Source organism: Microbacterium meiriae (assembly GCF_025143875.1).
Taxonomy (GTDB): Bacteria; Actinomycetota; Actinomycetes; order Actinomycetales; family Microbacteriaceae; genus Microbacterium; species Microbacterium meiriae.
This window is the reverse complement of record NZ_JAMBDU010000006.1, coordinates 46,220-66,743: the sequence shown is the minus strand read 5'-3', so window position 1 is coordinate 66,743 and position 20,524 is coordinate 46,220. Positions and strand designations below refer to the sequence as shown.

The window sequence follows — 20,524 nt, the reverse complement described above, 5'->3', positions numbered from 1 at the left end:
CGGAGGGGAAACCAGGAGACGCCGGCACGGGGAGAAGTGCTGCGGCGCCCCCTGGTCGTTATGGGGCGCTGCGACGGCGCCGGGCGATGAGCCCGGCCCCCGCCAGCATCAGCAGCACCGAGAACGTGAGCGCGCCGACGGCGAGCTCACCGCCCGTGGGCGGCAGCGCGACCGCGAGCACCCCGGTCTTCGCGGTGGAGGGGTCGGAGACGACCTTCGGTCCGCTCGGAGGCGTTCCGGTCACCGTCGCCGTGTTCTCCAGGGAGCCCTTCTTCTCGTCAGCCTTCTGCACGACGTACGTCGCCGTGCAGACGACCTTCTCGCCGGGCGCCAGGCTGCGTGCACCATCGGCGCACACGGGCGTCGACAGCGCGCCGGCGCCGGTGAAGGCCCCCTCGGCGATGGCGACGTCGGCGATCGTCACGTTACCGGTGTTCGTCACCGTGAACGTGTAGGTGACGGTGTCGCCTTCCCGTGCGATCTGCTTGTCGGCGACCTTCACGAGCGACAGCGCGGGGCTCTGGGTCCCCTCGATCACGACACGGGACGGGTCCGTCACGACCGGTTCACCCGTGGGCGGAGTGCCGGATGCCGTCGCGCTGTTCTCGAGCGTCCCGGCGTCCACATCGGCCTGCTGCACCGTGTAGGTCGCCGTGCAGACGAGCTGCTGCCCGGGGATGAGCGTGCGCGCGTCAGGGCAGTCGAGAGCCGAGAGCTCACCGGCGCCGCTGAAGTCGCCCTCGGCGACGGCCACGTCGGACATCGTCACGTTGCCGGTGTTGGTCACGGTGAACGTGTAGGTCACGGTCTCGCCGACGACGAGGTCGGTCTTGTCCGCGGTCTTCACGATCGCGAGCGCCGGAGCAGGGGTCGCGTCGCTCGTCGTGGTCGACGGGTCCGACTCGATCGGGTCGCCGCCAGGAGGCGTACCCGTCGCGGTGGCGGTGTTCGCCACGCGCCCCGCGTCCACATCGGCCTGCTGCACGACGTACGTCGCCGTGCAGATCAGCTGCGCACCGGGTGCGAGCGTGCGGTCGGCCGGGCACTCGACCGCGGAGATGTCTCCGGCGCCCGTGAACTCGCCCTCCTCGATCGCCACGTCGCTCAGGGTGACGTTGCCGGCGTTGGTGACGACGAACGAGTACGTGATCGTCTCGCCGAGCACGAGCTGCGTCTTGTCGGAGGACTTCACGATCGTGATCGCCGGGGACTGCGTCGCCGTGATGTTCACCGCGGACGGCGCCGAGACCACCGGCTCACCCGTCGGGGGGTTGCCCGTGGCGGTCGCGGAGTTGTCCACCGCTCCCGCATCGACATCGGCCTGCTGCACCACGTAGGTCGCCGTGCACTCCAGCTCCCCACCGGGAGCCAGGGTCCGGTTCGCCGGGCAGTCCAGCGCCGACAGCGCACCCGCACCGGTGAACGGCCCCTCCACGACGGAGGCGTCGGTCAGGGTCACGTTGCCCGTGTTCGTCACGAGGAACGTGTACGTCACCGTCTCCCCCGCGACCAGCTGCGTCTTGTCCGCCGACTTCACGATCGTGATCGCCGGAGACTGCGTCGCCGCGATGTTCACCTCAGAGGGCTCCGAGACCACCGGCTCACCGGTGGGCGGGTTGCCCGTGGCGGTCGCGGAGTTGTCCACCGCTCCCGCATCGACATCGGCCTGCTGCACCACGTAGGTCGCCGTGCACTCCAGCTCCCCACCGGGAGCCAGGGTCCGCGCCGCCGGGCAGTCCAGCGCCGACAGCGCACCCGCACCAGTGAACTCGCCCTCCACCACAGAGGCATCGGTCAGAGTGACGTTGCCCGTGTTCGTCACGAGGAACGTGTACGTCACGGTCTCGCCGAGCACGAGCTGCGTCTTGTCGGCCGACTTCACGATCGTGATCGCCGGGGACTGGGTCGCCGCGATGTTCACCTCAGAGGGCTCCGAGACCACCGGGTCACCGGTCGGGGGGTTGCCCGTGGCGGTCGCGGAGTTGTCCACCGCACCGGCATCGACATCCGCCTGCTGCACCGCGTAGGTCGCCGTGCACTCCAGCTCCCCACCGGGAGCCAGCGTCCGATCCGCCGGGCAGTCCAACGCTGACAGCGCACCCGCACCAGTGAACCCGCCCTCCACCACGGCTGCGTCGGTCAGGGTCACGTTGCCGGTGTTCGTCACGAGGAACGTGTACGTCACGGTCTCGCCTGCGACCAGCTGCGTCTTGTCCGCCGACTTCACGATCGTGATCGCCGGGGACTGCGTCGCCGTGATGCTCACCTCGGACGGACCCGACACGACGGGATCACCCGTCGGAGGAGTGCCCGTCGACGTCGCGGAGTTCCTGATGCGTCCGGCATCCACGTCCGCCTGCTGTACGACATAGGTCGCCGTGCACTCCATGAACTCGTTCGGCGAGAGCGTCCGATCCGCCGGGCAGTCGACGGCCGAGAGCGCCCCCGCGCCGGAGAACGTCCCCTCGACGACCGAGGCGTTCGTCAGCGTCACGTTGCCCGTGTTCGTCACACGGAACGAGTACGTCACCGTCTCACCAGCGACCAGCGTGCGCTTGTCGGCGGTCTTGACGATCGACACCGACGGTTCCGGGACGGACGGCGTGCGCGTCGTCGACGGGTCGGAGGTCACCGGAGTACCGGAGGGCGGTGTGCCCGTCGCCGTCGCGGTGTTCTCCATGGAACCCGCATCGACATCCGCCTGCTGAACCACGTACGTCGCCGTGCAGACCATCTGCGCGCCGGGCGTCAGCGTCCGCTCTGCCGGGCAGTCCACGGCCGAGATCGTGCCGGCGCCCGTGAAGGAGACATCCTGCACAGCGGCATCCGTCAGCGTGACGTTGCCGGTGTTCGTCACGACGAACGAGAACGTGACGGTCTCGCCGACGACGAGCACAGCGGTGTCGGAGGACTTCTTGATCGAGATCGCCGGAGTCTGCGTACCGGTGATGTTCGCCGCGGAGGGCTCCGAGGTCACCGGGTCGCCGGTGGGCGGGGTGCCCGTCGCGGTCGCGGAGTTGTCGACAGAGCCGGCATCCACATCCGCCTGCTGCACCACGTACGTCGCCGTGCAGTCCATGAACTCATCCGGCGAGAGGGTGCGGTCGGCCGGACACGTCACAGCGGACAGCGAGCCCGCGCCCGTGAACTCGCCCTCCGCCACGGAGGCGTCCGTCAGCGTCACGTTGCCCGTGTTCGTCACCCGGAACGAGTAGGTCACCGTGTCGCCCGCGAGCAGGTTCGTCCGGTTCGCGGTCTTGGCGATGGTGATCGCGGGAGCCTGCGCACCCGTGATCTTCGCCTCGGACGGAGCGGAGACCACCGGCTCACCGGTGGGCGGGGTGCCCGTGGCGGTCGCCGTGTTGTCGATCGCACCGGCGTCCACATCCGCCTGCTGCACCACGTACGTCGCCGTGCACTCCAGCTCCCCGCCGGGAGCAAGGGTCCGATCGGCGGGGCACGACACGTCCGACAGGGTTCCGGCTCCGGAGAACGCCCCCTCCACCACAGCGGCGTCGGTCAACGTCACGTTGCCCGTGTTCGCGATCGTGAAGGTGTACGTGATCTTCTGACCGACGACGAGGTTCGTCCGGTCCGCGGTCTTCACCAGCGACACGGACGGCGTCTGCGCCGCGGTGAGGTGCGCCGCCGAGGGGTCGGACGTCACGGGCCCGCCCGAGGGCGGGGTACCGGTCGCCGTGGCCGTGTTGTCGACCGCACCGGCATCCACGTCAGCCTGCTGCACCACGTACATGGCCGTGCAGTCCATGAACTCGTTCGGGGAGAGCGTGCGGTCGGACGGACACGTCACGGCCGAGAGCGATCCCGCTCCGGAGAACGTCCCCTCCACGACCGACGCGTTCGTCAGCGTCACGTTGCCTGTGTTCGTCACCCGGAAGGAGTACGTCACGGTCTGACCTGCGACCAGGGTGGCACGGTCGGCCGTCTTGACGATCGACACGGACGGCTCCGGGACGGACGGCGTGCGCGTCGTCGACGGGTCGGAGGTCACCGGGATGCCAGAGGGCGGGGTGCCCGTCGCGGTCGCGGTGTTGTCCATGGAGCCGGCATCGACATCCGCCTGCTGCACCACGTACGTGGCCGTGCAGACGAGCTGCGCACCGGGGGCGAGAGTCCGATCAGCGGGACAGCTCACCGCCGACATCGTGCCGGCGCCGGTGAAGGCGGTCTCGTTGACGCCGACGTTGTTCAGCGTCACGTTTCCGGTGTTCGTCACGACGAAGCTGAACTTCACGGTCTCGCCGACGACGAGCACGGCGGTGTCCGAGGACTTCTTGATCGAGATGCCCGGGGTCTGCGTCGCGGTGAGGCGGACGCTGGAGGGGGTCGAGGTCACGGCGATGTCGTCGGGAGAGACGGCTCGCGCGGTCGCGGTGTTGTCCACGGCGCCCGCGTTGACATCGGCCTGGCGCACCACGTACGACGCGGTGCAGGTGGTCGAGGCTCCGGTCGCCAGCGGCTGGGGCAGCGCCGGGCAGCTGATCGCCGACACCGCACCGGCGCCGGTGAACGCGGTCTCCGACACCGAGATGTCGTGCAGCGGCACGTTGCCGTCGTTGGTGACCTTGAACGAGTAGGTCACCGTCTCGCCGGCGACGAGCGTCGAGGTGCTCGCCGTCTTCTCCAGCGAGACGTGCGGCAGCCGGGCGCCGTTCGTGAACGTGCAGACCGCGGCGACGCCCTTCGGCCCGCCGTCCGGCACGATGAACGATCCCGTGCTTCCCGTGCCGGAGGCCAGGACGTTGCCGGAGTTGCGGTCGACGCAGGTCCAGCTCGAGTCGTACTTGGGCCTGCCGGTTCCGGTGCCGGTCTCGGTCACGGTGATCTGCTGGCCGGAGAGCACGAGGACGGGACCGGCTTCCTGCGGCTGGACGCCGGAGGCCGTGCCGGCGGTGGTCGCCGTGTTGCCCTTGGTGATGCCGTCGCCCGAGATCGTCATCGTGACCTGGTCGGAGGCGGTGTGACGCCCCGCCGGGAAGTCCTTGACGATGGAGACCGTGTTCGGCGAGGCGCAGGAGGCCATGTCGACCGTGCCGGCGGTGGCGAAGGGGACGTTGCTGATGACCGTCCCGGTTGTGGGGTTGACCTTGTACATCCGGGGCTCGCCCGCCACGTACAGGTACCCGTCGCCCGCGAACGCGATGGCGTTCAGCGCCGTACCACCCGCGTCGATGCGGACGAGCTCCGTGCCCGTGATCGCCACGGGGGTGCCCGCGCTGGTCGGGATCTTCTGATCGATGACGCTGACGACGTTGACCGTGCCCGCGCCGCTTCCGCCCGCAACGACGTAGAGGTTGCCCTGGCTGTCGAAGGCCCAGTCCCCGTTGCCGCCCCCGTTCGGGATGGCGCCGCTGGCGACGAGCCCCATCGACTGGTTGGTGGTCGTGTTGAAGCCGTAGACGTTCAGCGTGCCGCCGGTCACACCGCCGTAGTAGTAGTGCCCGTTCGCCTGGTTGATCGTCCCGTGCGTGACCGCGGCGCCCGCCACACCCGCACCGAGCAGCGTCGTCTGCCCCGTGATGCTGGAGTACTGGTATATCGAGCGTGCCGTACCGGTGTTGGCGGGCTGAACACCGGTCATGACCTCACCGTAGCCATCGGTGTCGGCATCGTAGATGCCGACACCGTTGAGATTCCCGGATGTGCCCGGGATGGAGAATGTCCCGACGGACGTCTGCCCGCCCGTTGTCCGGTCGATCTGCCAGATGTTCCTCGGATTCGCGCCCTGCTGAGTGAACACGTCACCGCACGACAACCCGCCGGCGGCCGCCGCGGACCGCTGGTCGACCACCACACTGACCGCAGAAACGGCCGCCACAAGGACGGCGACCACTGCCGCCGCGACCAACCTCGAACCCTTGCCCTCAGAACTCCGGGCGCGCCCGAAACCCCACCCACCAACCATCCTCAACTCCCCCTGCCAGTTCACGGCACCACCGGTGACGCCGACGTTCCCACCGGCTACACAACTCTAGAGGATCGCTCGGAATCCGCGCGGTACTACTATGTCGCGGACCTGCTCCAGGCTCCTGTCGACTATCGCGTCTCCCGCTCCCTGCCGCCCCGCGTTGACCGCATCCAACGCGGGGCGGCGCCGGATCAGTCCCGGGGCAGCCGAGTCGATCGCGTCGCGGCGGGCTGCGTCGACGCCTGGTTCTGGAGCAGATCGCGGATCTGGATGAGCAGTTCAGCCTCGCTCGGCAGGTCTTCGGGCTCCTCGACGACGCCGGCCTTCACGGCAGCGCGATCCCGCATCTTGTTCATCGGCACCACGAACACGAAGTACACGACCAGCGCGACCGCCAGGAAGCTGATGATCGCGCCGAGGATTGCGCCGAACGAGAACGTGGACGTACCGCCAGCCAGCGTCGGAACCATGACCTGCAGTGCAGTGTCGAGGCTATCGGCCGCGAAGAACAAGCCGATCAGCGGATTGATGAGTGCCGAGACGAGGACGTTGACGATCGCGGTGAACGCCGCGCCGATCACGACCGCGACCGCCAAATCGATGACATTCCCTCGAAGGATGAATTCCTTGAACCCCGTAACCACACAGCGGACCGACGCATGAGCAGCCGGTGGACCTGGTCGAACTACCCAGTTGCGCGCCTGCGGCTCCTAGGGGCATGTCTGATGAATATCAGACTCTGAAGTCGAGGCTGGGAGCGTGGTGCTGGAAGCCGGGTGCGGTGTTGCCGTCGCGGCGACACGTCGCTGGTAGAGCACAATCGCGATAAAGGTGGCCATGGCGATCATGATGAGGGCGGCCACGCAACACTCACGCACAAACTCGCCAACCTGGAGCGTCACACTAGGTGCGGCGATTCCCACCGAACCAACGCACCGCGCCACGACGACCTACCCCTGGGCCAAATCAAGACGACGCCCCGGGCCACTTCAAGTTGACATAGTCAGGCAGCCGAACATGTCGTGGTCGAGGGGCTCACGATGGCACCCTGGCGACACCGAGGCCCGTCGCGCACTAACGCCCCTTGCAGCTTGAAACGCCCTTGTGTGGCGCCGACTTATACATCGGCGAAGTATAAGGACGCCACGTTCGCGCGCAGGTTGACCGCTGCCAGCACCCTCTCAGGCGGTGGTGGGCGTGGGATGTCCCGGCGACAACACCGGCTCTTACAAGATGACAGCTCTCGGCCGTCATCGTTCGAGCTCCTGAGCGCTATCCGGTACACGGGTGTGTCGGAGGACGACGTCCTCGATGATCTCATCGAGCGTTCTACGGCCCTCGATGTAGTCCCACGCGTCGCGGATAGCCGCGGGTGTGGCCGAGAGACCGTCCAAGCGCACCGAATGCAGTGCTTCTAACGCGCCGACGAAACGCTCATCACGGCTTCGGATCATGTCGCGCACCTCATTCGTCGAATCTCGGCTGGTTCAAACGGGGCGCTGGCTCAAGACGATCCGCAGACCTCATGACCCTCGCCCCTTGACCAGCTTGACATGGTCATGCGGCGAGCCAACAGCGCGCGTTTACAGGTCACTGGATCTTTCGGATTCTGGATTCAGTCGGCGACAGCTGGGGTGCCGGCGCGAGTGCAATGTCTGGCGAGCGAGCAGCAACAACTTCGTCAAAGATGAGTCCACGATGAACATGTCGCCTCATGCCAGCGAGGCCACCAACCGCGAGCACGGCCGCCACGCACGTCGCATCTCACGAGGTGCGTGGCGGCACCTCGTCGGATTCCGAGTGACTCCGCGCAACCCACTGTCGGATCTGCATCATGACGGCGTCCGGATCGGGTGCCGCCGCATACGTGACGAGCTCTAGGTAACGGGAGTCATCGATGCGAAGCGATGGCAACGGATCCTCTCGAAGCCGAACGACGAGGTACCCCGCGGCCAGCAGGTCTCGGGTCTTGTCAGTGTCGAGTTCAACCTTGTCGCGGTGCCAGTAGCTCCCGTCGTACTCGACGGCGACCGGCCGGCCGTCGACGTCGATGCCGATGTCCACGGTCCACGTCAGGCGTCGCCGGAAGCGTTCGTCGCGAATAGTTGATCCCGAGGAAGCGGCTCCGAACACGGCGATGGCTGCATCTCGGTAGGCCAGTTCAACTGCGCTCTTGCCGCTGACCCGACACTCCGGACACATGGTGCCGGACACACGTGAGGTGACCGTCGCCTGCCAGACGTGGGTGGCATCTGTCGGACAGTTCCAGGTGGGGAGGAAGGTCGTCTTTCCCGTCGGCATCACGTGCCACGCCGACGTGGGGTTCGTTGGTGCCCATTCGGCTGCGAGCTCTGGATAGAACCAGGCAAGCGACCCCAACCGCGTCTGGCAGGCGGGGCATCGCCACCGCGGCCGCTTGTGTCGCTCCCGCGGTTGCGCCTCCCATTCGTGGCCACACTCTGGGTCACGCCACCACACCCGCCGCTTGGAGTTGTCCCCGACTTTGGCAATGTCCACTGTGTTGAAATCTGGGTGCCACTGGCTGGCGAGTTCGGTATCTAGAGTCATGCCCTGCTGCATGCGGGCGGCCCGGGTAGCGTTACCGCGGCAGGATGGGCACCCGCCATCGAGGTAGCTCTCGGGGGACATGCGGGCGCGATGTCCGTCCTTGCAGATGAACTGCCTCGCCGTCCAGTCGCCAGCGGCTGCCACGCTGCGTGGGTCTGCGTCGTCTGCCCATGCGGCGAGCAGCTCGGGTACATCGAAGACGGCCTTCGTCGCGAGGACCGACCGTTCGACTGTCCGCACGAAGGCCGCCATCTCTGCGCACTGCGGACATCCCGGGTGCCTTGCCATATCGAGAATGGTGTCGGTGAATCCGTGGTCGCACGCTGGGCATGTCCACTGCGCATCACTCCGCGACCGCGGCGTCGCAGTCGCCCAGAGCTTCTCGGGGTTGGCGTCATGGTTCCACCAAGCGACCGCGGCGGAGTCGGAGTCCTTGAACAGCTCCTTCAGACGCGATACCGGGCGCGCCGCGGCACTGCGCTTCGAGCTGTTGAGGCATGAGCATCCGAACCCGATATCGCCGAGTCGCTGTGCGGAGAGTCGGCCACAACTTCGACAAAGCACATAATGAGGGTCGCCGCCAAGCGACGGCTCCGTCAGAGGTCTGATGTAGTTGAAGCCATTGTTGTTTGCGTGTGCTCGGGCAGTCTCCACGGGGACAGTCGAGTAGTCGGCGTAGGAGCCCATCATCCGTCGACTGTCGGCGGCCCACGATCTCCAGTAACACGCGCGGCACGTCTTGATGTCGTGGGCGTTGTTGTCCATGACGTACTCGAGGCGGTAGTGAGCCTCGAGAGCGCATTCCATGCACCGCGTGAGCTGCCATGAGGTGGGCTTGTCGAAATCGTCAAGGAGTTCGAGCCCGCCTCGGCGGAAGCGCTCTTTGATGTGAGGGATGCAGTAGGCCGGCTTCACCCTCGTCTGATACGCCGCGGTGGCGGTGCACTGTTCCTCGGAACATTCCTGAGCGATGGCGGGCATGAGGTGACGGGCCTCTCGTGTTTATCTCGACCAACCGATGATGTCAGATCGCCCGTCTGCCAGGATGTGGCCATGGCGGACGAGCAGACGAAGATGGTGGCGGCGACGAGGACGAGTGTCGAGGCGCTGGGCATCCCTGACTCGATTGTCCGACGGATGCTGTTCGAGCTGGCCGAGGTGATTGGTGGGCATGGGGACCACGACCTTGCACTGGTCTCTGCGGCATACCGAGCCCTTACCAACGTCCTTCAAGAGCGGGCGCAGGACGACAAGAAGACCCCGTTGCAGATCCAGGCCGATGCGCAACGCGCAGTCCGAGAGATCCGGGAGATGGGAGGGGTCGTCCCGGACGTTGTCTTCACCGACGCGGACTTCGACCTACCTCCGACGACGCCCGGCGAGCTCGCCGTGCAGCTCGGCTACTCGGACGGGGCCGCGCGGTACGACGCGTGCTTCGCGCCGGGTTTCCCGAGCATGAGAAGAATGCGCGATGGGTCCACTGACTGAACGGCAGACCAACTATGTGCGGGCCCACCTCCCTTCACGTCGTTGACTGCCCGTCTCGCGAAGACGGATCCCAAGGCGCGATGACCTCTTCCATGGACCCCGACTTGCGCCACGTACGCACATCTCACAGTTAGAGATGTAACGAATTGGCTGTTTTCATTGCCACGCCCCGGTGGCCGCACCGCGCATGTTGCGTCGTCGGCGCAGAGGGCGCAGCCCTCCTCATCTTCCCTTGGCGGGCGCTCAACCGCAACTGACTACGGAGAAGCGCCCAGTTGAGGTGTTCGTCTTGCGCAGTTCCCCGTTGACGTAGATGGTGCAGGTCACCGTCGAGCCGTTCAGGATCTGGGCGTTGAAGTTGCGGTAGTCAGCCTGAGTCTCGAAGGTCATACGCCAGGGGAGGCGGGCATCCGTTGACTGACTGATGTCGTAAGTGCCCGGGGCTATCCAAGTGATTGCCGCAGCCGACCCATCCCCGGTGACCTCGTACACCACCGTAGGTGGTGCAAGCCTAAGCTGTACAGCCTTGCTCGGGTCCGCGACAGTGCCCGCCTGAGGAGTCTGACCCGTCACTCGGTCAGATCCGTACGAGGCCCCATCGGTCTTGAAACCCTCCTCCTGCAGGGTCGAAACAGCGGTGCCTTCCGACATTCCGACAACGTCTGGCACTTTGTATCCCCATTGAAGGGTGACCTCGGTTCCGATGGGAAGCTGACCACCATCTGGGCCGGGGTCTGTTGATCGCACGAAGAGCCTGTCGTTTGCGGCGGCGCCGGGAAGCGACGAGTACGTCCCTGCGATACCCGCAGCGGCGAGTTCATCCATCGCTTCTTGGAATGGCATGCCGACGATATTCGGAAGATCGACCAGCGGCGCGTCGAGTGAAAGCGTCACGACAGTCTCGGCGTCGACGACATCGTTGGCGGCCCGTGATTGGTCGGTCACTGTCCAGCTGCCGTGCTCCGCGACGTTTGATATCACGTCGTTTTCCGGTTTCACGCGGATATGCAGCTCGGTTGCCAGGCTGGCCGCGTCATCGAAGCTGATGCCGGTGAAGTCGGGAAGCGATACCTCCATCACAGTGAGCACGAGCGCCACCGTGGATCCTCGTCGGACGCGGTCTTGGGGCTTAAGGGACTGGCTTGTTACTTCGCAGTAGTCCGAAAGTGGAGGATCGGTCGTGCACACCGCATCCGACAGCTCCCCGTCTGGCTCGTACACCAGCTCGGCATCTTCGATAGCCGAAACTGCATCAGCTCGGGCGTCTCCTACCAGATTAGGTACGGCAGTACGTGAGAGTTGGTCGATGAGAATGGCAGCGACAACCGCCACCACCAACAATGCGGAGAGCCCTGCAGCCACGATCAGGTGGATGCGTCGCGGCGGCCAGAACCGGGTCGTGGCCCGGCTTTGGTTCGAGCGGTCGGAGTCCGTCACGTCGTGCCTCCCCAGCGGCTTTCGGGAACGAGAGAAGCGCAGCGTATGGTGGCGGGCGCTTGGTGCTGAGCATAGCGACGCTGGGAACCGAACTCGCGAGGGGAGCGTCTTCGGAGGCGCACGAGCGCGTACCAATAGACAGCGGGGACAGCTTTCTCACTCGCCAACGACGCCAGCGGGGGAAGCGTTGCTGCGCGCTCAAGTCATGTCTTGCCTGGGCGCTGCGCGCTACGGGCTTGCCGCACCGCCCTGTGTTCGTCGACGGCTTGCCTACATGGAATGGGTCTTTGACGCTGTGGCGCCGACTTGTACCTCGTCGAGGTATAGGAACGCGCCACGCGGGTGGCCCGCTGTGATGACGCCGGGCCGGCAGGTCCACCCCCGTGTCGGGCGATTGTGGTCGTTGGGCGTTGTGCCTTCCGGAGAGGTGCTTATGGTCGCAACTTTCATGCGCGGCCTCCCCGGAGTCGCCAGACATCATCCCTGTCCTGCGGCCTCGGGCATCCCGGATCCTTGATGCGGTCACTGCCCTTCGCGCTCCAGCGGTGCCCCTAGTAGCCGGCGTAGTACGGGAACTCGGCGTTGTGGTTGACGCGGTTCTGTTCACGTTATCCAGTGGTGCCACGGCCGGTACAACGGGTGATGGACTCGTCCGTCGTCGCGAGAACGTTGTCGGCGTGAGGGAACCGTTTGTAGTCGGGTGGAAGTCGCGAGCCAGGTCCGGTCGCGTGGTGCGTATGCTGTTCTGCTCATCGACGACGCGTCTAGTGCAGACCTTGCAGCCATCGCCCAGGGGGTGGGAGCGGGGGGAGGTGAAGTCGTGGTGGCCCTCCTTCTCGCACAGCCGCCAGTATTGGCCCCCGTATCCGAGACACGTCGGTTGGAAGCCGAGACCGTTCCTCGTCGAGTGTCAGCGAGTGGCGGCGATGGGGTGGATGGAGGTGAACGATGCGGTGGGGTGTGCGTTCCTGCGTGTGCACGAGGCACTTATCGCCTCATCACGTCTCACTCATAGATTTCCGTCGCCACGGGGATAGAGTGAACCTGTGCTCCCTCTGGATCGACTCGTATGAGTCAAGTGGAAGGCCCGTACCCCAGCGCCCCAATCGTGGAGGCGGGTCTCACGCTCGCTTTCGCTGAGCAGACCGTCTTCAATGTTGACGCTCTGTCGCGCCGCTTCGACGCGCGCTCGCCCGAATGGGAAGCGCAGGGCATTTTCGATGTCTCCGGCACGTATGTGCCAGTTGCTGTAGGTCAGGAAAGCACTCTTGGCGATGACCGCAAGCTGGTTGGATTCCAGCGCTCTCGCGACAAGGAGCGGTTGCAGTTCATCGAGGACGAGATCCGCTACGTCCGTACCTATCGGAAGAACCTCTACACGGACTGGAACGACTTCATCGCCGATGCGATGGAGCATCTGGTACCGCTATTCTCAGACAACCCCGACAACCTCGTCATGTTCGCGCAGGCGCGATTCGTCAACGAACTCCCCATTCCGAAGAGTGGCAGGTACGAGATCAGCGACTGGGTGTACCTCGGCGTCGACGTTCCCAGCGAGCTTCCGCAGGGTGTAAGTCGCATGTTCACGCAGGTAGACATTCCATTCGACCGAGAAGACACAGGATTCGTCAACACTAGAAGCACAGTGTTTGCCGGAGCCCGCGAGAATGAAGCAGTTCTCGTGCTCGATATTGAGGTGAGTAAGCAATTCCCTCCCAGGAGCGTCAATGGGCTGGAAGATATTCTTACTGTGCTACGTTCCGTTAAGAACGAGCTGTTCGAAGGCGCTGTTACGGACGGTTGCCGCACTCGGATGAGGGGAGCTCCGGAATGACAATCGCATCTCTGAACCTGTCTGAAAGAACTCGAGACCCGCACGTTCACTCGAACGCACCCTTCGGCGCGCGCTACGTCACGATCCCGTTCTCGCCGTTCTGGGACAGTCTCAACGTTCGACCCAGCCGGATTCCTTTCACCGTCGTGGCGACCGCGCCGACGTCATCGGCCCCTGCCCTGATGTCAGTTCCGGACATCACTGCGCTGTTCTCTCGCGGCCAGTTCGTGGATGTAAGTCGCAGTAACAACGACACGACATACATCGAGTGGGAAACCACCGATGGATTCTCGTCCCTGGAGATCGGGCACACCGAGTTTGCCTTTTCGTTCATCGCGGACGATAGCTCGCGGCTGGAGTCCTATGGTGCGGGCGGGTCGCTCGCAGATCGCGACCTGATTGCGTCGCTGATTCGCACACACTCCTGACCGGCGCCGTGACCGAGCAGCTCACACCCTCCCCGGAGACGGTCGACGTCGATATGCCTACGGACCTTGCCGTCGAAGACGATGAGTACATCCTTCGAGCACTGAGTTCCGACGATGTAAACGGCGCAAAGCGCGTGCGGTGGCAGGCGGTCGCGCCGCGGGCGACCGAAGAGTCCGCTTCTGTGATGCGCCTGCGGCTGATGGGTGCGGATAAGGCGAAAAAGAAGGCGCTCGAGATCAAAGGCGCGAAGTACTGCGGCTTCGGACGAGCGCTGGCAGAGACGTTCAGGGAGCACGCTCGTGAAGTGGTCGACTCGCGGCGACACTACTATGGCCACGCTGACCTAGAGCACGGGTTTCCACGCCCGCCGGCAGACCCCCCGCCGCCTCCGGGCGCCCCGGTCCCGTCGTCCGGGGCATATCGGGACGCCATCAAGCACTATCGAGCTATCGCCAACAACCTGTGCTTCTTCGAGGACACTCCGACTCCTGAGGCGTGGTCAGGGGCCGACCTCGAAGAAGCATGCGCCGAAGAGGGGTGCGAACCGACTTGCACGCACCCGGTCCCCGCCGACTCTCACTGAGCTGTTGACTTCTTCCCTACGTCGGTCGATTCGCGGAGAAGTATCACAAGACGCGTTGACCTCTTCTGTGGACCCCAGTCCAGTGTTTCCGGGGGCTCCGCACCGGATCACATAGTTTGACGATCCCGGTCGGACGGGCTCTTCGGCGACTCCAGTGTTTGCCTGGACCAGATATGACGGATCCGGATCAGGATAAGCAACGACCCATAACTGAGCAGGCCACGGTTCGGCGCAGCCCGAACGATCGGGTGGCGAGAATGGACGGATGAGAACCACGCGGAGCGTCGACCTGCCGGTGTTGTACTTCGGGACTCCCGTCGCGCTGATCACCACCGTCAACCCCGACGGGTCGTCGAACATCAGCCCGATCTCGTCCGCATGGGCGCTGGGGACGCGGTACATGCTCGGGCTCGGTGCCGAAGGGCAGGCGGCCGCGAACATCGGCCGGGTCAGGGACCTCGTCATCAACCTCCCCTCCGCCGACCTCGTGCACGCCGTGGAGGCGATCGCGCCGACCACCGGTCGCTCGCCGGTTCCCGCCGAGAAGGTTCCCGCGTACCGGCATGAGCCGGACAAATGGAGTCTCGGGGGCTTCACCCCTGTGCCGTCGGAGGCGGTGATCCCGTTCCGGATCGCGGAATGCCCGGTGCAGATCGAAGCGCGCGTGGCCCAGATCATCCCGATCGACGGCGGCGACGCGCTGGCGGTCGAAGCCGAGGTCCTGCAGGTCCACGTGCACGAGGACATCTTGAAGGCGTACGGACCCGACCGCATCGACACGGACAAGTGGGACCCTCTGTCCTACGCCTTCCGCCATTACTTCGCCCAGGGGCCTCGGGTCGGCTCCAACTTCCGCGCGCCGCTCCTCGACGACCCCGTCGTGGCGTGATCGTCGATCCCTCGTCCGTGTCCCAGCTGGGACACGCGCTCAGCAGCCCGACCCGGGTGCAGATGTGTCTGGCGCTCCTCGACGGCCGGGCATGGACGGCCGGCGAGCTCGCGCGTGCCGCTGGGGTGTCGAGGTCGACGGCGTCGGAGCATCTGACGACGCTCCTCGACGTCCGGCTCGTCGCGCTCCGCCGACAGGGGCGGCACTCCTACGTCACGCTCGCGTCCCCCGATGCCGCGCACATCATCGAGGCCGCGACGGCGTACGCCGGGAAGGCGGCCCCGGTCTCGAGCCTCCGTTCGGCGACGGCGCGAGACGGCATGGCCCTGGCCCGCACCTGCTACGACCACCTCGCCGGTCGCCTGGGGGTCGCCCTCTTCGACGCCCTCGTCGATCGGGGGCACCTCACGCCGGACCTGACGGTGACCGCGACGGGGCGCGACCTGTTCGAGAGCATCGCGGGGCCGGACGCGTTGGTGCCGTCGTCTCGTCGTCCTCTTGTGCGGAGCTGCCTCGACTGGACGGAACGGCGCTCGCATCTCTCGGGTCACCTCGGCGCCGTCCTCCTCCGCACCGCGCGCGACCGAGGCTGGATCCACCCTCAGCAGACCTCGCGTGCCGTGATGGTCTCTCCCGCCGGCACGGCCGCCTTCCACACTCTCTTCGGTATTCCGCCGACACTGTCCTGACCGCGATCGGCATCCGCGTCCCACGACACAGGCGTTCGCGCGGGAACAGGCTCTGGAGTGGGGGAGAGCCTGAACTCCCGCGTTCGCCTGAGTTCGCGCGGGGGCCTGTTCTCGCGACAGGCTGGCGGGACAGGCGTTCGCGCGGGAACAGGCTGCCAGGGGCGGGAGAGCCTGAACTCGCGCGCTTACCTGTTCTCGCGAGGGAGGGCGGCTCGCGAGGGGAGGGGGCGGCTGACGCAAGAGGGGGGTCAGGCGGTGAGACGCTGTTCCGCGAGGCGGGGGACGGCACGCTCCCTGGCAGCCCTCCGGGCGGTCGCGATCGCGCCGGCCGACACGACCTCCGCGCCGAGTGTGGAGGCGAGGATCTCGGGTGCGGGCAGGTGCAGCTCGTCCGGGAGGATCCGGCGGGCGGCGGCCAGCACAGGCTCGATGCTCTCCGCCACGGCCCCGCAGATGATCACGCGGGCCGGGTCGTACATGCTGCCGAGCACCCCGACGACACGGGCGAGGGTGGCCCCCACGCGCTCGGCGACGCGCAGGGCGTCGGCGTCTCCGGAGGCGGCGAGGGTCAGCACCAGCCGCGGATCGACCGGCCCGTCCGCCACGAGCCGTCCGAGGATTCCGTCTGCGGCAGCGCCCCCGTCCTCGACGGCGCTCCGAGCCTGCTCCTCCACGGCGTGCCGGAGGCCCACCGCCGAGCCGACACCGATGATGTGATCGAACACCACGCCCTCGCCGACGCCGCCGTGCGCGCCATGCAGCACGTGCCCGTCGACGACGACGCCGCCGCCGAAGCGCTCACTCGCGAGCAGGGCCACGTAGTCGCGGCAGTCGACGGCCACCCCGAGCGTCCCCTCGGCGATCGCGGCGAGCTGGGCGTCGTTCTTCACCTCGACCACCGGGGCCCAGTCGCGCAGGGCCTCCGCGAGCCCGGGGTTCGTGCGCTCCCAGAAGCCATCGGGGTGCGGGGGCGAGATGCCGTCGCGGTTGACGGGGGCGGCGACGCCGGCGCACACCGCGAGCACGCGCTCCGCGGGCACCCCGGCCTCGTCGCGCGCGGCGGTGAGGTGCCGCAGGATCGTCGCCCGGCGGTCCTCGACGCTCTGCGCGGGGTCGACCTCCACGCGATGATGGACGAGCGTGCGATCGAGCAGATCCGCGACGGTGACGGCGAGATGGGTGTCGCCGGCGTCGATGCCCATCACCACGCCGAGGTCTGCCGCGAGGGCGAAGCGGCGCGCGGGGCGCCCGGAGCGGTAATCGCCGATGGCGCGGGCGTTGGGCAGCTCGCGCAGCACCTCCGCGGTGACGAGGGTGTCGATCGCGTCGATGGTGGTCGAGCGCGTGAGCGAGGTGCCGGCCATGGCCTCGGTGGCGGTGAACTCGCCGGCCGTCCAGGCGAAGTCGAGCACCGCGCTCACGCTCGCGCGGCCGGTGCCGAGTCCCGTCGAGACCTCTGTCACTCCCCTTGACCTTCCTGTCGCCCAGATGAGACAGTACCTCTAGACGGACTAAATTCGCTCACTAGATTTATTCCGCGGATCTACGAAAGGACGACGGTGTCTGCCACACGATCACGGGCGGTGCGCTGGACCGCCGGAGCGCTCGGCCTCGTGCTGACCGGCGCGGCGCTCACGAGCTGTGCCGCCGGCGGGGGAGCGGAGACGATCCGCTTCACGTTCAGCAAGCGCGAGGCCATCCCGTTCATGACGGAGCTCGTCGCGGAGTACAACGCGTCGCAGGACGACGTCCGGGTGGAGATCGACACGTCCGGCGTCGACGTCGTCTCGGCGAGCTTCGTCCGCGGGAACCCGCCCGACATCATGCTCGCCAACTACAACTACGAGGTCGCCCGGTTCGTGCAGCGGTGCGCGCTCACCGACCTCTCCGACACGGAGGCCGCCGCCGGCATCCGTGAGGATCTGCAGCCGTTGATGGACCAGTACGGCTCCTGCGAGGGGCGCACCAGCGCCCTGCCGTACTCGGTCATGGCCGCCTCGGTCATCTACAACACGCAGATCTTCGCGGAGCAGGGCCTCGAGGTGCCGCAGACCTGGGACGAGCTCCTCGCCGTCAGCGACAGCCTCCGCGAGGCCGGGATCGACCCGTTCTACGCCACGTTCAAGGACGACTGGACCGTCGCGCAGGGCTGGTACGACTACGCGGCCGGTGGCTCGCTGGACGTGCTGGCTTTCTTCGACGCGCTCGCCGCCGAGGGCACAGAGGTGGGCCCGGACTCGGAGGTCTCCTTCGAGAAGGACTTCGCGGAACCGATGGACCGGATGATGGTGCTCGCGAACGAGTACACGAACGAGGATGCGGCGAGCCGGGCGTACGGAGACGGCAACCTCGCCTTCGCGAAGGGGGAGGCCGCGATGTACCTCCAGGGGCCGTGGGCGTTCAGCGAGATCGCCAAGACCGACCCCGACCTCGACCTCGGCACCTTCCCGCTGCCCATGACCGACGATCCGGGCGACCTCGCCGTCCGGGTGAACATGGACCTCGCGGTCATGATCCCCGAGGAGTCGCAGCACCAGGAGGCCGCGCGCGACTTCCTGGAGTACCTCTACCTCCCGGAGAACATCGAGGAGTACAACGCCTCGCAGCTCGGGTTCACCCCGACGACGGACGCGGCACCGCCGGACGACCCGCGTATCGAGGGCATGATCGAGTACTACGACGAGGGGCGGATCTACCAGGGCCCCTCGGTCCTCGTCCCGAAGACCCTGCCGATGAACAACTACGCGCAGGCCATGGTGCTCGGCGCCGACCCGTCCTCCATCCTCCGCACCATGGACGCGGACTGGGCCCGCATCGCCTTCCGCGCCCCGATCCCGAGTTCCGAGGATTCCGCATCGGGCGAGACAGAGGAGTCCGCGCCATGAGCACCAGCACGACCGCCATCGTCACCGGCGAGCAGCGGAAGATCCGCCGCCACACGCGCCGCGTCGAGCCGATCTACTACCTGTTCCTGCTGCCGACCCTGGTGATCTTCACGCTCGCGATCACGGTCCCCGGCGTCATCGGCATCTTCTTCAGCTTCACCGACTCGATCGGCATCGGCGAATGGAGCTTCAACGGGCTGACGAACTACATCGCGCTGTTCAGCGACCCGGCGATCCTGCAGAGCTATCTCTTCACCTTCGGGTTCTCGATCGCGACAGTGATCGTCGTCAACGTCATCGCGTTCCTGCTGGCGGTCGGCCTCACCTCCCGCATCCGGTTCAAGACGGGGCTGCGGACGATCTTCGTGATCCCGATGGTGATCTCGGGCATCATCATCGCCTACGTCTTCAACTTCCTGTTCTCGAACTCGATCCCCGCGGCGGGCGCGGCCACCGGCATCCCGTGGCTGGAGACGAGCCTGCTCGCCAACCCCGACCTCGCCTGGGTCGCGATCGTGATCGTCACCGCCTGGCAGGCGGTCCCCGGCACGCTCCTCATCTACATCGCCGGACTCCTGTCGGTGCCGGGCGAGGTGTACGAGGCGGCGAGCATCGACGGCGCCAGCCGCACGCAGCAGCTGACCCGCATCACGATCCCCCTCGTCGCCGGATACGTCGTCATCAACGTGATCCTCGGCTTCAAGGGCTTCCTCAACGCCTACGACATCATCGTCGGCCTCACCAACGGCGGTCCCGGCACCGCCACCCGCAGCGTCGCGATGACGATCATCGCGGGCTTCAACGGCGGCGACTACGCCTACCAGATGGCCAACGCCACGATCTTCTTCATCGTGGCCGTGCTCATCTCCGTCCTCCAGCTCTCGCTGACCCGCGGAAGGAACACGTTCTGATGTCGACGGAGACCCTCACCACCATCCCCGCGGACGGACGCCGGAAGCGGCAGAAGATGGAGCGCGTCAACTGGTCGGGCACCATCATCCTGATCCTGTGCACGGCGACGATCCTCATCCCGCTGTACGTGACGATCTCGATGGCGTTCAAGACCACCGGGCAGGCGGTCGACGGCAACGCGTTCTCGCTGCCGGCGCCGTTCAGCATCGACGGCTTCGTGCAAGCGTGGACGCTGACGAAGTTCCCGGTCGGCGCCGCGATCTCGCTGCTCGTCACGGCAGGGACGGTCATCGCGACGATCGTCCTCGCGGCCTTCGCGTCGTACGCGATCGTGCGCAACTGGGACCGCCGGCTGTTCCGGTACTCCTTCTTCTACCTGCTGGCGGCGATGTTCATCCCGTTCCCCGTCGTGGCACTTCCGCAGATCCAGCTCACCGGACGCGTCGGCCTCGACAACCCGTTCGGCGTGATCATCCTCGCCACGATGTTCCAGCTCAGCTTCAGCGTGCTGCTGTTCACGGCCTTCCTGCGCTCGATCCCGATCGAGCTGGAGGAGAGCGCGCGGATCGACGGCGCCACGACCTGGCAGACGTTCTGGCGGCTCATCTTCCCGCTGCTCGCGCCGATGAGCGCCACGGTCGGCATCTTCGCCTTCCTCTACGCCTGGAACGACTTCATGATGCCGTCGCTGATCATCTCCGACCCGGCGCTGCAGACGCTCCCGGTGCGGCAGAACCTCTTCCAGAACCAGTTCAGCAACAACTACAACGTCGCCTTCGCCTCGTACCTGATGGCCATGGCGCCCGCGATCGTCGCCTATCTCTTCACTCAGCGCTGGGTGATGGAGGGTGTCACGCAGGGTGCCGTCAAGGGCTGACCCG

Annotated in this window: 15 protein-coding genes; 9 read left to right on the top strand and 6 right to left on the bottom strand. The window is 66.5% G+C overall.

What is annotated here, in order from left to right:
* Positions 1 to 58: 58 nt before the first annotated feature.
* From M4D53_RS05680 to M4D53_RS05665, 4 genes are all read right to left on the bottom strand, one after another.
* The gene (locus M4D53_RS05680; protein WP_259952585.1) at positions 59 to 5,602 is read right to left on the bottom strand and encodes a CLIPPER-2 domain-containing protein; all 5,544 of its coding nucleotides are present in this window, start codon (positions 5,600 to 5,602) and stop codon (positions 59 to 61) included.
* A gap of 518 nt (positions 5,603 to 6,120) precedes the next feature.
* Positions 6,121 to 6,573 carry a large conductance mechanosensitive channel protein MscL gene (gene mscL, locus M4D53_RS05675; RefSeq protein WP_141388142.1) on the bottom strand — a complete coding sequence of 151 codons (453 nt, stop codon included), beginning with the start codon at positions 6,571 to 6,573 and terminating at the stop codon, positions 6,121 to 6,123.
* 606 nt (positions 6,574 to 7,179) lie between these two features.
* A complete protein-coding gene (locus tag M4D53_RS05670) occupies positions 7,180 to 7,383 on the bottom strand; it encodes an antitoxin VbhA family protein (RefSeq protein WP_259952720.1) in 204 nt (67 codons plus the stop codon).
* A gap of 310 nt (positions 7,384 to 7,693) precedes the next feature.
* The gene (locus M4D53_RS05665; protein ID WP_259952584.1) at positions 7,694 to 9,478 is read right to left on the bottom strand and encodes a zinc-ribbon domain-containing protein; all 1,785 of its coding nucleotides are present in this window, start codon (positions 9,476 to 9,478) and stop codon (positions 7,694 to 7,696) included.
* A 72-nt stretch (positions 9,479 to 9,550) separates the two neighbouring features.
* Here M4D53_RS05665 and M4D53_RS05660 point away from each other — a divergent pair, with 72 nt between their 5' ends.
* Positions 9,551 to 9,985: a hypothetical protein gene (locus M4D53_RS05660; protein WP_259952582.1), complete on the top strand. Its 435-nt coding sequence runs from the start codon at positions 9,551 to 9,553 to the stop codon at positions 9,983 to 9,985.
* A 243-nt stretch (positions 9,986 to 10,228) separates the two neighbouring features.
* Here M4D53_RS05660 and M4D53_RS05655 read toward each other — a convergent pair whose 3' ends face one another.
* Positions 10,229 to 11,422: an MmpS family transport accessory protein gene (locus tag M4D53_RS05655; protein ID WP_259952580.1), complete on the bottom strand. Its 1,194-nt coding sequence runs from the start codon at positions 11,420 to 11,422 to the stop codon at positions 10,229 to 10,231.
* Positions 11,423 to 12,491: 1,069 nt separating this feature from the next.
* On the opposite strand from M4D53_RS05655, the gene M4D53_RS05650 reads away from it, so the two are divergent.
* From M4D53_RS05650 to M4D53_RS05630, 5 genes are all read left to right on the top strand, one after another.
* Positions 12,492 to 13,256 carry a TIGR04255 family protein gene (locus M4D53_RS05650; protein WP_259952578.1) on the top strand — a complete coding sequence of 255 codons (765 nt, stop codon included), beginning with the start codon at positions 12,492 to 12,494 and terminating at the stop codon, positions 13,254 to 13,256.
* On the top strand, positions 13,253 to 13,684 hold the full coding sequence (locus tag M4D53_RS05645) for a hypothetical protein (protein WP_259952570.1): 432 nt from the start codon (positions 13,253 to 13,255) through the stop codon (positions 13,682 to 13,684). Before M4D53_RS05650 ends, M4D53_RS05645 begins: the two co-directional genes overlap by 4 nt.
* A gap of 8 nt (positions 13,685 to 13,692) precedes the next feature.
* Positions 13,693 to 14,268: a hypothetical protein gene (locus M4D53_RS05640; protein WP_259952568.1), complete on the top strand. Its 576-nt coding sequence runs from the start codon at positions 13,693 to 13,695 to the stop codon at positions 14,266 to 14,268.
* A 265-nt stretch (positions 14,269 to 14,533) separates the two neighbouring features.
* A complete protein-coding gene (locus M4D53_RS05635; RefSeq protein ID WP_259952566.1) occupies positions 14,534 to 15,157 on the top strand; it encodes a flavin reductase family protein in 624 nt (207 codons plus the stop codon).
* A 17-nt stretch (positions 15,158 to 15,174) separates the two neighbouring features.
* Positions 15,175 to 15,846: an ArsR/SmtB family transcription factor gene (locus tag M4D53_RS05630; RefSeq protein ID WP_259952565.1), complete on the top strand. Its 672-nt coding sequence runs from the start codon at positions 15,175 to 15,177 to the stop codon at positions 15,844 to 15,846.
* Positions 15,847 to 16,094: 248 nt separating this feature from the next.
* Here M4D53_RS05630 and M4D53_RS05625 read toward each other — a convergent pair whose 3' ends face one another.
* Positions 16,095 to 17,309, bottom strand: coding sequence for an ROK family protein (locus tag M4D53_RS05625; protein ID WP_259952564.1), 1,215 nt, complete (start codon positions 17,307 to 17,309; stop codon positions 16,095 to 16,097).
* Between the two features lie 96 nt (positions 17,310 to 17,405).
* Between M4D53_RS05625 and M4D53_RS05620 the strand changes: the two genes are divergently transcribed.
* The 3 genes from M4D53_RS05620 to M4D53_RS05610 are packed head-to-tail and all read left to right on the top strand — an operon-like array spanning position 17,406 to position 20,520.
* Positions 17,406 to 18,731, top strand: a complete 1,326-nt coding sequence (locus tag M4D53_RS05620) for an ABC transporter substrate-binding protein (protein WP_259952563.1) — start codon at positions 17,406 to 17,408, stop codon at positions 18,729 to 18,731.
* A complete protein-coding gene (locus M4D53_RS05615) occupies positions 18,728 to 19,642 on the top strand; it encodes a carbohydrate ABC transporter permease (protein ID WP_101848001.1) in 915 nt (304 codons plus the stop codon). The genes M4D53_RS05620 and M4D53_RS05615 overlap by 4 nt, the downstream gene beginning before the upstream one ends.
* Entirely contained in the window at positions 19,642 to 20,520 is an 879-nt protein-coding gene (locus M4D53_RS05610; protein WP_085605188.1) for a carbohydrate ABC transporter permease, read from the top strand. Before M4D53_RS05615 ends, M4D53_RS05610 begins: the two co-directional genes overlap by 1 nt.
* The last annotated feature ends 4 nt before the right edge of the window (positions 20,521 to 20,524 follow it).